The organism is Jiangella anatolica (assembly GCF_003236295.1).
Lineage (GTDB): Bacteria > Actinomycetota > Actinomycetes > Jiangellales > Jiangellaceae > Jiangella > Jiangella anatolica.
On sequence record NZ_POTW01000014.1, the window covers coordinates 65,791 to 81,293 of the forward strand.

The 15,503-nt window shown below is 72.4% G+C and carries 16 protein-coding genes; 12 read left to right on the forward strand and 4 right to left on the reverse strand.

Annotated features, from left to right (window positions below; all coding sequences use genetic code 11):
• Positions 1-62 precede the first annotated feature (62 nt).
• Positions 63-965, reverse strand: a complete 903-nt coding sequence (locus C1I92_RS08120) for a RecB family exonuclease (RefSeq protein ID WP_111254156.1) — start codon at positions 963-965, stop codon at positions 63-65.
• 63 nt (positions 966-1,028) lie between these two features.
• On the opposite strand from C1I92_RS08120, the gene C1I92_RS08125 reads away from it, so the two are divergent.
• The 4 genes from C1I92_RS08125 (at position 1,029) to C1I92_RS08140 (ending at position 6,123) form a co-directional block, all read left to right on the forward strand.
• Positions 1,029-2,138: a site-2 protease family protein gene (locus tag C1I92_RS08125; RefSeq protein WP_111254157.1), complete on the forward strand. Its 1,110-nt coding sequence runs from the start codon at positions 1,029-1,031 to the stop codon at positions 2,136-2,138.
• 42 nt (positions 2,139-2,180) lie between these two features.
• Complete coding sequence (locus C1I92_RS08130) at positions 2,181-3,068, forward strand: tRNA (adenine-N1)-methyltransferase (RefSeq protein WP_111254158.1); 888 nt, start codon at positions 2,181-2,183, stop codon at positions 3,066-3,068.
• A 125-nt stretch (positions 3,069-3,193) separates the two neighbouring features.
• The gene (arc, locus tag C1I92_RS08135; RefSeq protein ID WP_111254159.1) at positions 3,194-4,879 is read left to right on the forward strand and encodes a proteasome ATPase; all 1,686 of its coding nucleotides are present in this window, start codon (positions 3,194-3,196) and stop codon (positions 4,877-4,879) included.
• A gap of 71 nt (positions 4,880-4,950) precedes the next feature.
• Entirely contained in the window at positions 4,951-6,123 is a 1,173-nt protein-coding gene (locus C1I92_RS08140) for a hypothetical protein (protein ID WP_111254160.1), read from the forward strand.
• Here the strand turns inward: C1I92_RS08140 and C1I92_RS08145 are convergent.
• Genes C1I92_RS08145 through C1I92_RS08155 form a run of 3 tightly spaced genes read right to left on the reverse strand, consistent with a single transcriptional unit; the run spans position 6,074 to position 7,775 of the window.
• A complete protein-coding gene (locus C1I92_RS08145) occupies positions 6,074-6,580 on the reverse strand; it encodes a hypothetical protein (protein ID WP_111254161.1) in 507 nt (168 codons plus the stop codon). The genes C1I92_RS08140 and C1I92_RS08145 overlap by 50 nt on opposite strands.
• Positions 6,577-7,158: a hypothetical protein gene (locus C1I92_RS08150; protein WP_111254162.1), complete on the reverse strand. Its 582-nt coding sequence runs from the start codon at positions 7,156-7,158 to the stop codon at positions 6,577-6,579. Before C1I92_RS08150 ends, C1I92_RS08145 begins: the two co-directional genes overlap by 4 nt.
• Positions 7,158-7,775, reverse strand: coding sequence for a hypothetical protein (locus C1I92_RS08155; protein WP_146605061.1), 618 nt, complete (start codon positions 7,773-7,775; stop codon positions 7,158-7,160). Before C1I92_RS08155 ends, C1I92_RS08150 begins: the two co-directional genes overlap by 1 nt.
• A 43-nt stretch (positions 7,776-7,818) precedes the next feature.
• Here C1I92_RS08155 and C1I92_RS08160 point away from each other — a divergent pair, with 43 nt between their 5' ends.
• The 8 genes from C1I92_RS08160 to C1I92_RS08195 all read left to right on the forward strand — a co-directional run bounded on the left by C1I92_RS08160 (position 7,819) and on the right by C1I92_RS08195 (position 15,501).
• Entirely contained in the window at positions 7,819-8,835 is a 1,017-nt protein-coding gene (locus C1I92_RS08160; protein ID WP_111254164.1) for a Gfo/Idh/MocA family protein, read from the forward strand.
• Positions 8,836-8,839: 4 nt separating this feature from the next.
• Positions 8,840-9,388 carry a GNAT family N-acetyltransferase gene (locus C1I92_RS08165; protein ID WP_199521051.1) on the forward strand — a complete coding sequence of 183 codons (549 nt, stop codon included), beginning with the start codon at positions 8,840-8,842 and terminating at the stop codon, positions 9,386-9,388.
• A gap of 9 nt (positions 9,389-9,397) precedes the next feature.
• On the forward strand, positions 9,398-10,909 hold the full coding sequence (gene dop, locus C1I92_RS08170) for a depupylase/deamidase Dop (protein ID WP_111254165.1): 1,512 nt from the start codon (positions 9,398-9,400) through the stop codon (positions 10,907-10,909).
• A 189-nt stretch (positions 10,910-11,098) separates the two neighbouring features.
• Entirely contained in the window at positions 11,099-11,308 is a 210-nt protein-coding gene (locus C1I92_RS08175) for a ubiquitin-like protein Pup (RefSeq protein WP_111254166.1), read from the forward strand.
• Positions 11,309-12,151, forward strand: a complete 843-nt coding sequence (prcB, locus tag C1I92_RS08180; protein ID WP_199521052.1) for a proteasome subunit beta — start codon at positions 11,309-11,311, stop codon at positions 12,149-12,151.
• Between the two features lie 56 nt (positions 12,152-12,207).
• Positions 12,208-12,948 (forward strand): proteasome subunit alpha, encoded by a 741-nt coding sequence (gene prcA, locus C1I92_RS08185; RefSeq protein WP_111254167.1) that lies wholly within the window; start codon positions 12,208-12,210, stop codon positions 12,946-12,948.
• Between the two features lie 9 nt (positions 12,949-12,957).
• Positions 12,958-14,319, forward strand: a complete 1,362-nt coding sequence (pafA, locus tag C1I92_RS08190; RefSeq protein ID WP_111254168.1) for a Pup--protein ligase — start codon at positions 12,958-12,960, stop codon at positions 14,317-14,319.
• Positions 14,320-14,427: 108 nt separating this feature from the next.
• Positions 14,428-15,501 (forward strand): FKBP-type peptidyl-prolyl cis-trans isomerase, encoded by a 1,074-nt coding sequence (locus C1I92_RS08195; protein WP_146605062.1) that lies wholly within the window; start codon positions 14,428-14,430, stop codon positions 15,499-15,501.
• Positions 15,502-15,503 lie beyond the last annotated feature (2 nt).

Genomic DNA, 15,503 nt, shown 5'->3' on the forward strand with positions numbered 1-15,503 from the left:
CGTCGCGGCTCGTCCTCGACGGGGAGCTGCGCCCTCCACCGGCAGGAGGATCCGCGCGATCGTCAGGCGTCGACGGGGGAGGTGCGGGGGGACGGGGCCTCGTCGTCGTCGGCCGCCTCGACCCGCTCGGGCAGCGGGGGCGGCGTGCCGCCGTAGGCGGGGCAGAGGGCCTGGTGCGAGCACCAGTCGCAGAGCCGGCTGGGGCTCGCCCGCCAGTCGCCGGACTCCGTGGCCCGCTCGATGGCCGCCCACAGCGCGGCCAGCTTGCGCTCCGTGGCCCGCAGGTCGGCCTCGTCGGGCTCGTACCGCAGCAGCTCGCCGCTGCCCAGGTAGATCAGCTGCAGCAGCCGCGGCACCCGGCCGTGCAGCCGCCACAGCACCAGCGCGTAGAACCGCATCTGGAACATGGCCCGCTGCTCGAACCCGGCCCGCGGCGCCTTGCCGGTCTTGTAGTCGACGACGCGCAGGTCGCCGGTGGCCTCGGCGCGGTCGAGCCGGTCGACGTAGCCGCGCAGCCGCAGGCCGGAGTCGAGCGTCGTCTCGACGTAGAGCTCGCGCTCGGCCGGCTCCAGCCGGCGCGGATCCTCCAGCTCGAAGTACTTCTCGACCAGGTCCTCGGCGCTGGCCAGCCACCCCGCGAGCGCCGACCCGTCGGCGTCGTCGGCGAACAGCTCGGCCACGGCCGGCTCGGCGGTCATCAGCTCGTCCCACGCCGGCCGCACCAGCTCGGTCGCGCGGCCGGGCGTGCGCTGGTCGGCCGGCAGCTCGAACAGCCGCTCCAGCACGCTGTGCACGACGGTGCCGCGGGTCGCCTCGGAGCTGGGCGGCTCGGGCAGGCGGTCGATGGTGCGGAACCGGTAGAGCAGCGGGCAGGTCATGAAGTCGGCCGCGCGCGACGGCGACAGGCTGGGCACGCGTTCGGCCCCGGGGTCGGCCCCGAGCTCGGCACGCGCGCGAATGGTCATGCTCGCGACTCTAGATCACACCTCCGACAGTCCGGCTGCGCACACGCCACGTAGCCTTGGAAGATGGCAACCCGTCGCGCTCGGCAGCTGAGCCTCGGCCGAATCGCGGGCATCCCCGTGTACGTCAGCCCGACGTGGTTCCTGGTGGCGGCGATCATCACGTTCGGGGGCCGCGACCTCGTCCTCGACTACCTGCCCGAGCTGAGCGACGGCGGCGCCTACCTGGTCGCGTTCCTGTTCGCCGTGCTGCTGTACCTGTCGGTGTTCATCCACGAGCTGGGCCACGCGCTGACGGCACGCCGGCTGGGGCTGCCGGTGCGCGGCATCACGCTGCACTTCCTCGGCGGCTACACCGAGATCGAGCGTGACGCGCCGACGCCCGGCCGCGACCTGATCGTGTCGGCGGCCGGCCCGCTGCTGTCGCTGGCGCTGGGCGGGCTGGGCCTGCTCGCCGGCCGGGCCATCGACGACCGCGTGCTGACGTTCCTTGTGTGGGAGCTGGCTGTCGCCAACCTCATCGTCGGCGTGTTCAACATCCTGCCCGGGCTGCCGCTGGACGGCGGGCACATGCTGCGGGCCGCGGTCTGGCGGCTCAGCGGCGACGAGCAGCGCGGCACGGTGGTGGCCGCCCGGTCGGGGCAGGTGCTGGCCGGGCTCGTCCTCGTGCTGCCGTTCGTCCTCGACGGCGGCCGGCCGCAGCTGCTGACGATCGTCTGGGCCGGCCTGGTCGCCGCGCTGCTGTGGAGCGGCGCGACGCAGGCGCTCGCCGTCGGCCGCATGCGGGCCCGGCTGCCGCGGCTGGACACCCGGACGCTGGCCCGCCGGGCCGCGCCCGTCGCGCCGGACCTGCCGGTCTCCGAGGCGCTCAAGCAGGCCCGGGAGGCCGGCGTCACGTCGCTGGTGATCGTCGACAGCGCCGGCCGCCCCACCGGCCTGGTGAACGAGGCCGCGGTGGCGGCGATCCCGGAGCAGCGCCGGCCGTGGGTGACGATCGGCCAGTCGTCCCGGTCGCTGCAGCACGGGCTGGTGCTGTCGCTGGACGTGCGCGGCGACGAGCTGCTCAAGGCGATGCGCGAGACGCCCGCCACGGAGTACCTGGTGGTCGACGCGGACAGCAGGGTGTACGGCGTGCTGGTGACCTCCGACGTCGACCACGCGCTCGCGACCCGCTGACCGGGCGCCGTCCTGTCGGACCCGGCCGATAGCCTCGACCGCATGTCCGCGACCGAAACGTCTCGCCGCACCGGACCCCTCCGGGTCGGCGACCAGGTGCAGCTCACCGATCCCAAGGGCCGCCACCACACCATCACCCTCGCCGAGGGCAAGGAGTTCCACACGCACAAGGGATCGTTCCCGCACGACGAGCTGATCGGCCGGCCCGAGGGCAGCGTCGTCGTCTCGACGGGCGGGACGGCCTATCTCGCCCTGCGGCCGCTGCTCGCGGACTACGTGCTGTCCATGCCGCGTGGCGCGGCGGTCGTGTACCCGAAGGACGCGGGCCAGATCGTGGCCATGGCCGACATCTTCCCGGGCGCTCGCGTGGTCGAGGCCGGAGTGGGCTCCGGCGCGCTGTCGATGTCGCTGCTGCGGGCCATCGGCGAGGACGGCACGCTGCACTCCTACGAGCGGCGGGCCGACTTCGCCAAGATCGCCACCGACAACGTCGAGCGGTTCTTCGGCGGGCGGCACCCGGGCTGGACGGTCACCGTCGGCGACCTGGTCACCGAGCTCGACGACAGCCCGGCCGACCGCGTCGTGCTGGACATGCTGGCGCCCTGGGAGTGCGTCGACGCCGCCGCCGGCGTGCTGGTGCCGGGCGGGGTGCTGTGCTGCTACGTCGCCACGACCACGCAGCTGTCCCGCACGGTCGAGACGCTGCGCGAGAGCGGCAGCTTCACCGAGCCGGTGTCCTGGGAGTCGATGGTGCGCACCTGGCACGTCGAGGGCCTGGCGGTACGCCCGGACCACCGGATGATCGGCCACACCGGGTTCCTCGTCACCGCCCGCCGCATGGCGCCCGGGGTGCCGCCACCGCTGCGCCGGCGTCGACCGGCGCCAGGAAATGAGGCCGGAACCGACGCATCGGCGAGTGAGTTGGGGTAAGGAGAAATCCACGTCCGACGGCACCAGAAGTCAACATCTGGTCACTACCTGATCTCCTGCGTGGCGATCGGGCCGGGCGACTGTAAGGTCTGGCTATAGACGACCCCCTTCCGAGGAGGTGCGAGATGGCGTCGTATGACGATGGCTTCGATCACGGCCGTCGCGGGTCCGGGCGCGAGCCGTCCGACATGGCCGGCGAGGTGGCTTTCCTCGAAGCACGACTGGCGTCCGTGAACGCCCAGAACGAGCGGCTCGCGGCCACACTGCGCGAGGCGCGCGACCAGATCGTCGCGCTCAAGGAGGAGATCGACCGGCTGGCCCAGCCGCCGTCCGGCTTCGGCACGTACCTGTCCAAGTACGACGACGGCACCGTCGACGTGTTCACCGGCGGCCGCAAGCTGCGGGTCGCGGTGAGCCCCGACGTGGAGCTCGAGGGCCTGCGGCCGGGCCAGGAGGTCATGCTCAACGAGGCGCTCAACGTGGTGCGGGCGCTGGAGTACGAGCAGATCGGCGAGGTCGTCATGCTCAAGGAGCTGCTCGCCGACGGCGAGCGCGCCCTGGTCATCGGGCACACCGACGAGGAGCGGGTGGTGCGCATCGCCTCGCCGCTGCAGGACACCGGCATGCGTGTCGGCGACTCCCTGCTGCTCGAGCCGCGCGCCGGGTTCGTCTACGAGCGCGTCCCGAAGTCCGAGGTCGAGGAGCTCATCCTCGAAGAGGTCCCCGACATCGACTACTCCGACATCGGCGGCCTGTCGCGGCAGATCGACCAGATCCGCGACGCCGTCGAGCTGCCGTTCCTGCACGCGGAGCTGTTCCGCGAGCACGAGCTGCGCCCGCCGAAGGGCGTGCTGCTGTACGGCCCGCCCGGCTGCGGCAAGACGCTCATCGCCAAGGCGGTCGCGAACTCGCTGTCCAAGCAGATCGCGAAGCTCAAGGGGATGTCCGAGCACAAGTCGTACTTCCTCAACATCAAGGGCCCGGAGCTGCTGAACAAGTACGTCGGCGAGACCGAGCGGCACATCCGCCTGGTGTTCCAGCGGGCCCGTGAGAAGGCCAGCGAGGGCACCCCGGTCATCGTGTTCTTCGACGAGATGGACTCGCTGTTCCGCACCCGCGGCTCCGGCGTCTCCTCCGACGTCGAGAACACCATCGTCCCGCAGCTGCTCAGCGAGATCGACGGTGTCGAGGGGCTCGAGAACGTCATCGTCATCGGCGCCTCGAACCGCGAGGACATGATCGACCCGGCGATCCTGCGGCCCGGCCGGCTGGACGTGAAGATCAAGATCGAGCGGCCCGACGCCGAGGCGGCCCGCGACATCTTCAGCAAGTACCTGACCACCACGCTGCCGCTGCACCCCGACGACCTCGCCGAGCACGGCGGCGACCCGGCGGCCACCACGGCGGCCATGATCCAGCGGTCGGTCGAGAAGATGTACTCCGAGACCGACGACAACCGCTTCCTCGAGGTCACCTACGCCAACGGCGACAAGGAGGTCCTGTACTTCCGCGACTTCAACTCCGGCGCGATGATCCAGAATATCGTCGACCGGGCGAAGAAGATGGCGATCAAGGACCTGCTCGACACCGGCTCGAAGGGCCTGCGAGTGCAGCACCTGCTCACCGCGTGCTTCGACGAGTTCAAGGAGAACGAGGACCTGCCGAACACGACCAACCCGGACGACTGGGCCCGCATCTCCGGCAAGAAGGGCGAGCGGATCGTCTACATCCGCACGCTCATCTCCGGCAAGCAGGGCACCGAGGCCGGCCGGTCGATCGACACCGTGGCCAACACCGGCCAGTACCTCTGAGCACGCTGTCCGGCGGAGGCGCCGTCCTGCTCGACGCAGGGCGGCGTCTTCGCCGTTCGTGGCCGGCGCTGGTGGCGCTGGCGGCGGCCGGGCTGGTGGCGCGCGAGTACACGCTCGACGCCGCGGTGTGGGCCAGCCGGCACTCGGCGGTGCTCGGGCTGCTGGTCCTGGCGCTGGTCCCGCTGGGCTCCATGCTGGTCACCGTCGCCATGCTGCTGGTCCTGCGGCCCTCGGCGGTGCCGGCCGGACGGCGGATCCGCACGGTGTTCGCGGTCCTGGCCAGCCTCATCGTCCCGTTCCTCGTCGTCTACGAGCACTACGGCACGTTCGCCGCGGACCAGCGCGAGTACTACAGCCAGGCCGCCCGCGACGCCGCTGAGCTGGCCGTCGTCACCGGCGCGGCCGGCGACCGCGTCCCGGCCGGCGCCTCGGCGGCGGTGCTGGGGACGGCGCTCGGCGCGCTGGCGCTGCGGTCACTGGCCGGACGGCTGTCGCGTGGGCGGCCGCACACGTCGGGACGGCGCACGGCGCTGCAGGTGCTGGCCGGCTACTGCGACATTGTCTGGATCGTGCTCGGCGTCTTCGTGGTCTCGCTGGCGAACCGGCGGGTGCGCGAGTGGTGGTCCGATCGGGTCGTGACCGACCGCGTCCGGACGTGGTGGACGGAGCTGACCGACCGGTTCGAGCTGCTCGACCGGCTGGCGGCGGGCCTCGTCCCGACGACCGACCTGCTGGTGGCCGGCGTGTTCACCGGCCTGGTGGTGCCGATCTCGTGGCTGGCGTTCGGGACCATCGTCTACGGCACGCAGCCGGCCGAGGCACTGGCGCCGGCCACCAGGCGGATCACGGCCCGGCTGGGCGCCCGCGTCGGCGAGCGCAACGTCGCCCGGGTCTGGCGGGTGAGCCTGGACGGCGAGCGCCGGTTCGGCCCGCTGGCGGCGGGGCTGACGATGATCTGGCGGTCGGGGTGGGCCTCGGCGCTGCTGTTCTGCGTCGGCTACGTGGCGGTCGGCCTGACCGGCCACCTCGTCTGGGCCGTCGCCCGGCTGGTCGTGGGCCCCGCGCCGGTGGCCGACTGGACGGCGCTGGCCGGGCCGCTCGAGGCGGTGTCGGCGATCCTCGTGCAGGTGCTGTCGGCCGTACTGCTGGCGGCCGCCGCCGACGCGCTGGTCGGCCGGCTGCCGGCCACCGCCGTCACGGCACCGGAAGCGTCCAGTACTCCGGCAGCAGTTCCAGCGCGCTGACCCGCACGGCGTCCGGCTCGGCGTCGTCGGGCAGCAGGAAGTAGGCGACGCCGCCGCCGTCGGGCCCGCCGCAGTACAGGCCGATCGACTCGTCGTCGTACGACGGGAGGTAGCGCGACCCGGCCGTGTACCGGCGGCCGTCGGCGTCCTGCAGCTGAGCCGTGCAGTTCAGCGACTCGCCGCCGCCGCCGTCGGAGGCCAGCTCCGCGCGCCAGACGGTGTACCCGTCCGGCGCCGGCTGGTCGGGCACGTCGTCGGCCCGGCCGAACGAGGCCAGCGACAGCGACACGTCGCCGACGACGGCCCGCCCGTCGCCGCCGGGGGAGACGGCGACGTGCTGGCCGCGGGGCCACCACACGTCGCGGGCGGTCTCGGACACCGGCCAGGCCAGCGCGGCCAGCGCCACGACCATGACCGGCAGGGCGAACCGGTTCCGCCGCCACCACGCCCGGCTCATCCGCCGGCCTCCGCGAGGTCGCGCGGGCGCGGCGTCAGCGGCTCGCCGGCCGCCTCGTCGACCCGCAGCGGGACCTCTGCCTCGGCCCGCGGGACCGCCCGCCCGGCCGCGTCCGGGCTGATCACGAGCGTGAGCGGGCCCAGCGCGTCGGACGGCAGCTCGAAGACGACCTCGCCCCGCTCGGGCACCCGCGGGTCGAACGGGTTGCCGATCATCGGGTTTCCGGCCCGGTTGGACGAGGCGTACTCACGGCCGCGCCGGTCGCGCAGCGCCATGCCGGAGATGGCGGCCGGCTCGTCCAGCGCCGCCGCGGTGACGTCGACGGCGACCCAGACACCGTCGGTGTCCTTGTCGGCCAGCCCGTCGGTCAGGACCGTCGCGGCGCGGGCGCCGTGCACCGTCACCCGGACGGGCTCCACGACGACGGAGTCGCGGGTCGCGGCCTCGCCGACGAACGGGCGGGTCCGCGGCCACCAGGCGTCGGCGCGGTCGCCGACGACACCGGCCGCGACCACGACGGCCACCATCGCGGCCAGCGCCGGCGCCGACGGCCGCTGGACCCGGCGGTGGCGCGCCATCACGACTCCTCCTCGACGAGGGCGTCGCCGGTCGCGTCGTCGCGGGGGAGCGTGGCGTGCGCCGCCACTCCGTCGGCCCGCCACACCCGCCCGGCGTCGATGGTGCTGTCCGACAGCCGCGACCGCAGGTACGCCACCTCGAGGTCGTCGCCGGGGTCGGGCACGTCGCCGAGCGGCCACAGCAGCGCGACCCGGGCGGGCAGGTCCGGCTGCAGGCCCGGCGACTGGGTCGCGTCGGCGAGCAGCACGACGCGGTCCGGCTCGCCGTCCACTCCCAGCTGCGCCGGCAGTCCCAGCGAACGCTGCGGGAAGGTGATGGTGGCGTCGGTGAGCGCGGTGACGTCGGCCTCGACGACCAGCCAGGCGGCCGCGCCGGCGTACTCCAGGCCGTTGGTGGCGATGTCGTCGCGGATCGTCCACGACCGCGCCGCCAGCCGCACCGGGCCGATCTCCACGGCCTCGCCCGCCGCGACCCGCGCGGGCTCGGCTGCGGGCACCGCCTCGAACCCACCGGTCAGGGCCGTGAGCATCACGGCGGCGGCCAGAGCCAGCCAGGCGAGGCGGCGCGGCCACGTGCCGGCGAGGACCTTCGCGGCGGCACGGACGGACGGGGGCATCGCGGCGATCATACGAGACCGGCGCTCCCTTAGGGTTTCCATCATGAGCATCGCGCCGCGCACGATCGGCTGGGGCGTCGTCGCCACCGGCGCCATCGCCCACAACGTCGCCGGCGATCTGCGCCAGCTCGAGGACAGCCGGCTGGCCGCCGTGAGCTCCCGCCTGCTGGACCGGGCCGAGGCGTTCGCCCGCGAGTTCGGCATCGACACCGCCTATGACGACGTCCGCGCCCTGGTCGACGACCCCGCCGTCGACGTCGTCTACGTCGCCACCCCGCACGCGCAGCACGCGCCCGTCGTCGAGCTGGCCCTCGAGGCGGGCAAGGCGGTGCTGTGCGAGAAGGCGTTCACGACGTCGCTGGCCGAGACGACCCGGCTGACGGAACTGGCCCGCGAGCGCGGCGTGTTCTGCATGGAGGCGATGTGGACGCGGTTCAACCCGCTGATCGTGCAGCTGCGGCAGCTGGTCGCCGACGGCGCGATCGGTGACGTCCGCACGGTCTCGGCCGACCTCGGGTTCGTCGCGCCGGCCGACCGCACCCACCGGCTGTGGGACCCGGTGCTGGGCGGCGGCGTGCTGCTCGACGTCGGCATCTACCCGGTCGCGTTCGCGCAGATGCTGCTCGGCGCGCCGTCCGCGCTCACCGTCACCGGCACGCTGAACGACCAGGGCGTCGACAACGAGGCCGGGCTGTTCCTCACCTGGCCGGACGGGGTCCGGGCGCACCTGGACGTGTCGCTGGTGTCGCCGATCCCGGGATCCGCGCTGGTCATGGGCACGACTGGGCGGATCGAGGTGCCGCCGCGGTTCCACGCGGCGACGTCCATGCGGCTGGTGCACGCCCCGGCCCGCGGCGTCGAGGAGACGCAGACGTTCGAGTGGGAGAAGGAGGGCCGCGGCTACGTGCCGATGCTGCGCGCCGTCGCCCAGGCGGTCCGCGACGGGCGCACCGAGTGCCCGGAGATGCCGCTCGCGCACACCGTCGAGATCGCCGGCATCCTGGAGCAGGCGCTGGCCGGGCTGGGCGTCCGGTATCCGGAGCCCGCGCCGCTGGGGTAGCGCCGTGCGGGTCGAGCCGCTGACCCCGGCGCTGTGGCCGGCGTTCGAGGACCTGCTGGCCGGCAGCGGGGGACCGGCGGCGCGCTGCTGGTGCATGGCGTGGCGGCTCGGCCCGGCGTACCGCGCGCGGCCGCCGGCGGAGAACCGGGACGACTTCCGGGCCGTCGTCGAGGCCGGCCCGCCGCCCGGGCTGCTCGCGTTCGGCCCCGGCGACCGGGCCGTCGGCTGGTGCCAGGTGACGCCGCGGCCGGCCGTCCCGGCGCTGGACCGGCCGTGGCGGCTGCGCCCCGTCGACCCCGTCCCCGTCTGGGCGATCACCTGCTTCTACGTCCGCAAGGGCCACCGCCGGCAGGGCGTCATGGCGGCGCTCGTCGACGCGGCGGTGGCCTCCGCGCGCGACGCCGGTGCGCCCGCCGTCGAGGCGTATCCGCTGGACGGGACGGTCTCGCCCAGCTCCACGAGCACGGGTTACGTGTCCACTTTCGCCAGGGCCGGTTTCGTCGAGGTGGCGCGGCGGTCGCCGGAGCGGCCCATCATGCGGTGGCTGCCGTAGGCTCGTGACATGAGTGTGCGTCGCATCATGGGAATCGAGACGGAATACGGCATCTCGGTGCCCAGCAACCCGGCGGCCAACTCCATGCTGGCGTCGTCCCAGGTGGTCAACGGCTACGCGGCGCAGCGCGCGCACGCGCGGCGGGCCCGGTGGGACTTCGAGGAGGAGAACCCGCTGCGCGACGCCCGCGGCTTCGAGCTGTCCCGCGGCGGCGCCGACCCCAGCCAGCTCACCGACGAGGAGATCGGGCTGGCCAACCTGATCCTCACCAACGGCGCCCGGCTCTACGTCGACCACGCGCACCCGGAGTACTCCTCGCCCGAGGTCACCTCGCCGCGCGACGCCGTCATCTGGGACAAGGCCGGCGAGGCCATCATGGGCGTCGCGGCGACGTGGGCCGGCCGGCTGCCCGGCGCGCAGCCGATCCAGCTGTACAAGAACAACACCGACAACAAGGGCGCCTCGTACGGCTGCCACGAGAACTACCTGATGAACCGGTCGACGCCGTTCGCCGACATCGTCCGCCACCTCATCCCGTTCTTCGTGTCGCGGCAGGTCGTGTGCGGCGCCGGCCGCGTCGGCATCGGGCAGGACGGCGCCGGGCACGGCTTCCAGCTGTCCCAGCGGGCGGACTACTTCGAGGTCGAGGTCGGGCTGGAGACCACGCTCAAGCGGCCGATCATCAACACCCGCGACGAGCCGCACGCCGACCCCGAGCGGTACCGCCGGCTGCACGTCATCCTCGGCGACGCGAACCTCTCCGAGATCTCGACCTACCTCAAGCTCGGCACGACGGCGCTGGTCCTGGCCATGATCGAGGACGGCTTCCTCGGCGGCGACCTCGCCGTGTCGCGTCCCGTCGGCGCGCTGCACGACATCTCCCACGACCCGACGCTCAAGCACCAGGTCGAGCTCGCCGACGGCCGCCGCGTCACCGCCGTCCAGCTGCAGACCGAGTACGCCGAGCAGGCCCGCAAGTACGTCGAGGACCGCTACGGCGCCGACGTCGACCCCGTCACCGCCGACGTGCTGGCCCGCTGGGAGGCGACGCTGCAGGCGCTCGCGACGGACCCGATGTCGCTGTCGGACCAGCTGGACTGGGTGGCCAAGCTGTCGCTGCTGACGCAGTACCGCGACCGCGACGGCCTGGACTGGTCGCACCCCAAGCTGCACCTCGTCGACCTGCAGTACGCCGACATCCGGCCCGAGCGCGGCCTCTACCGGCGGCTGGTCGCCAAGGGCCGCATGCAGCGCATCGTCACCGACCTGGACATCGACGACGCCGTGCACTACCCGCCGGAGGACACCCGCGCCTACTTCCGCGGCCGCTGCCTGGACAAGTACGCCGAGTCCATCGCGGCCGCGTCGTGGGACTCGGTGATCTTCGACCTGCCCGGCCGGGAGGCGCTGCAGCGGGTGCCCACCCTCGACCCCAGCCGCGGCACGAAGGCCCACGTCGGCGACCTGCTCGACCAGTGCGAGACGGCGGGGGACCTGGTCAGCGCGCTCACCCAGCGCTGACGGTGGATTCCCATGATCATCAACCTTTTGCGTCGTCACAGCGACACAAAAGGTTGATGATCATGGGAGCCCGGGGGTTCCGCTGTCGGCGTAAGTCGAAAATCTCTGGCCCGATCCGGTGTCCCGGGGCGGCACGATGTCGGTACTCCTGGATAGGGTCGTTCTCAAGCGACCAGGTGGAGGTTGGCGATGGCGCGTGAGACGACCGGCGGTCACAAGCAGACCCGGAAGAACGAGGACGCCGAGGAGAACGCGGCGACCGAGGCGAGCGAAGAGCTCAAGGAGCGGCAGGACAAGCTCGACGACGACGTGGACTCCATCCTCGACGAGATCGACGAGGTGCTGGAGGAGAACGCCGAGGACTTCGTCCGGTCGTTCGTGCAGAAGGGTGGAGAGTAAGTGGTTGATGTCTCGCGTATCGGCAGCCTGCCGGCGGAGTTCCTGACGCCGGGCACGTCGTCGTTCACCGAGTTCCTGCGGCAGTACTCACCCGAGCTGCTGCCGGGGAACCGGGTGCCGGCGGGCGCCGATCTGGGTGGACTCACCCCGCACGCCACCACGCTGGTGGCCACCACGTTCGTGGGCGGGGTCGTCATGGCCGGCGACCGGCGGGCCACCATGGGCAACATGATCGCCCAGCGCGACATCCAGAAGGTGTTCCAGGCCGACGAGTACTCGGCCGTCGGCATGGCGGGTGCGGCCGGACTGGGCCTCGAGCTCATCCGGCTGTTCCAGCTCGAGCTGGAGCACTACGAGAAGATCGAGGGCACCGTGCTGTCCCTCGAGGGCAAGGCCAACCGGCTGTCGCACATGATCCGCGGCAATCTCGGCATGGCCATGCAGGGCCTGGCGGTGGTGCCGCTGTTCGCGGGCTACGACCAGGGCATCGGCGAGGGCCGCATCTTCTCCTACGACGTCACCGGCGGCCGCTACGAGGAGCACCAGTTCTTCTCGGTCGGCTCCGGCTCGGTGTTCGCCCGCGGCGCGCTGAAGAAGCTCTACCGCGACGATCTCTCGGCCGACGACGCCATCGCGGTGACCGTCCAGGCGCTGTACGACGCCGCCGACGACGACTCCGCGACCGGCGGGCCCGACCTGCAGCGGCGCATCTTCCCGATCGTCGCCGTGGTCGACGAGACCGGCTACCGGCAGCGCGACGAGCAGGCCGTGGCGGCGATCGTCGAAGAGGTCGTCGCCGCCCGCGACATCCGGCCGGACGGCCCGGTCGCACCGCTGCGCTGACCGCGTCACAACCGCACCCCCGAAGAGCACCAGAGCCCGCACGAGAGGAACCATCGGTGTCGATGCAGTTCGGATACGTCTCGCCCGAGCAGATCATGAAGGACCGGGCCGACTACGCCCGCAAGGGCATCGCCCGCGGCCGGTCGGTCATCGTGATCCAGTACGCGGGTGGCATCCTGTTCGCCGCCGAGAGCCCGTCGCCGTCGCTGCACAAGATCAGCGAGATCTACGACCGCATCGCGTTCGCCGCGGTCGGCAAGTACAACGAGTTCGAGAACCTGCGCCAGGCCGGGGTGCGGCTGGCCGACCTGCGCGGCTACTCCTACGACCGGGTCGACGTGTCCGGGCGGGCGCTGGCCAATGTGTACGCGCAGACGCTGGGGACGATCTTCACCCAGGACCCGAAGCCGTACGAGGTCGAGCTGGTCGTGGCCGAGGTCGGGCACACCCTCGAGACCGACCAGATCTACCGCATCACCTACGACGGCTCGGTGGCCGCCGACGACGGGTTCTCCGTCATGGGCGGCGCCGCCGAGCAGGTCGGCCGCTACGTCTCCGAGCACTTCACCGCCGGCGCGTCGCTGGAGGGGTCGCTGCGGCTGGCCGTCGACGCGCTGGGCCGCGACACCGACGAGCCGCGGCGGCTGGCGCCGTCATCGCTGGAGGTCGCGGTGCTGGACCGGGAGCGGCCCCGGCGCACGTTCCGGCGGCTGACGGGGCCGGTCCTGGACTCGTTGCTCGACCGTGGCGGTTCCGAGACCTCCGCACCGGCCGATTCCGACGGTTCGGGCGACTAGGCTCAGACCATGGATCGCCGCATCTTCGGTCTCGAGAACGAGTACGGCGTCACGTGCACGTTCCGCGGGCAGCGGCGACTGTCGCCCGACGAGGTCGCCCGCTACCTCTTCCGCCGGGTCGTCACGTGGGGCCGCAGCAGCAACGTCTTCCTCTCCAACGGCGCGCGCCTGTACCTCGACGTCGGCAGCCACCCCGAGTACGCCACGCCCGAGTGCGACAGCATCATCGACCTCGTCACCCACGACAAGGCCGGTGAGCGGGTCCTCGAGGGGCTGCTGGTCGACGCGGAGAAGCGGCTGGCCGAAGAGGGCATCGCCGGCGACGTCTACCTGTTCAAGAACAACACCGACTCCGCCGGCAACTCCTACGGCTGCCACGAGAACTACCTGGTCGGCCGGCACGGCGAGTTCTCCCGGCTGGCCGACATCCTGATCCCGTTCCTGGTCACCCGGCAGATCATCTGCGGCGCCGGCAAGGTGCTGCAGACGCCGCGGGGCGCGGTGTTCGCCGTCAGCCAGCGGGCCGAGCACATCTGGGAGGGCGTCTCCAGCGCCACCACCCGCAGCCGGCCGATCATCAACACCCGCGACGAGCCGCACTCCGACGCCGAGCGGTACCGCCGGCTGCACGTCATCGTCGGCGACTCCAACATGAACGAGTGCACGACGCTGCTCAAGGTCGGCGCGACCGATCTGGTGCTGCGCATGATCGAGGCCGGCGTCGGCCTGCGCGACATGACGCTGGAGAACCCGATCCGGGCGATCCGCGAGATCAGCCACGACCTCACCGGCCGCCGCAAGGTCCGGCTGGCCGGCGGCCGCGAGGCGTCCGCGCTGGAGATCCAGGAGGAGTACTTCACCAAGGCCCGCGACTTCGTCGAGCGGCGCGAGCTGGCCACCCCGGCCATCCAGCGGGTGCTGGAGCTGTGGGAGCGCACCATCAAGGCCGTCGACTCCGCCGACCTCTCGCTGGTCGAGGGCGAGATCGACTGGGTGACGAAGTACCGCCTCATCGAGCGCTACCGGGCCAAGCACAACATGACGCTGACCCACCCGCGGGTCGCCCAGCTCGACCTCGCCTACCACGACATCCACCGTGGCCGCGGCCTGTACTACCTGCTGGAGAAGCGCGGCCAGGTGCAGCGGGTCGCCCGCGACGTGGAGATCTTCGAGGCCAAGTCGGTTCCGCCGCAGACGACACGGGCGAAGCTGCGCGGCGAGTTCATCAAGCGCGCCCAGGAGCGCCGCCGCGACTTCACCGTCGACTGGGTCCATCTCAAGCTGAACGACCAGGCACAACGGACCGTCCTGTGCAAGGACCCGTTCCGTTCCGTCGACGAGCGGGTGGCCCGCCTCATCGAAGGCATGTGAGCGTAAGCTGCCAGCCGCAGCCCGTTCAGGCAGTTCTCAGGTGCAGCGGTTAGGGTTGCCGCTTTGACGGAACAGACAGCCCGCGAAGAGATGAAGGACTAGTTCACCGTGCGCAGACGACAGGCTCTGGCCGCTCTGATCGTGTCATCCGCCCTCGCGCTCTCGGCGTGTGGGGGTGACGACGGCGGCGGCGACGACGACTCGACCACCACGTCGGACCTGGGCGTCGAGGTCTCCGGCGCAGCCGGTGAGAAGCCGACGCTCACCATCCCCGACGAGGACCCGCCGGAGGACCTGCAGATCGAGGTCCTGACCGAGGGCGACGGGCGCGAGGTCGGCGAGAACGACGTCGTCGTCGCGAACTACCTGGGCCAGACCTGGGAGCCGCGGCCGCCGGCCGCCGAGCAGCCCCCGGCCGAGGAGCCGCCCGCCGAGACGCCCGCCGAGACCGAGACCCCGGCTGAGGGCGACGTCGGCGGCGCGGCCAGCCCGACCGACGAGGCCAGCGCGGACCCGTCCGCCGACTCCGGCGAGGCCGAGCCGTACGTCTTCGACAACTCCTACGACCGTGGCGCCGCGGCCAGCTTCTCGCTGAACCAGGTCATCCCGGGCTGGAAGGACGGGCTCACCGGCCAGCACGTCGGCTCGCGCGTGCTGCTGTCGATCCCGCCGGACCAGGGCTACGGCGACCAGGACGGCCACGACCTGCAGAACGACACGCTGGTGTTCGTGGTCGACATCGTCGACTCGATCGACCCGACGGCGCACGCCTCCGGTGAGCCGGTCGCCGACCTGCCCGAGGGCCTGCCCACCGTCACCGACGGCGAGGACGGCGCCGCGCCGACGCTCTCCTTCGAGGGCGCCACCCCGCCGGAGACGTCGGACTCGACGCTCACCATCACCGGCGACGGCGGGGAGCTGGGCACGAACCTCGTGGTCAACATGGTGCAGGCGTCCTACCCCGACGGCGCCGACGTCATCACGACGTGGGACGAGGGCCAGGCGCCGCTGACGCTGGCGGCCGAGCAGCTGGCCGGCATCCCCGGCCTCGCCGAGGCGCTCACCGGCGCCACCGTCGGCAGCCGCGTCGTCAGCCGCATCTCGGCCGCGGACAACGCCAACCAGGACGGCACCGCGGGCACGCCGCTGGTGCTGGTCATCGACGTCATCGGGAGCTTCTGATG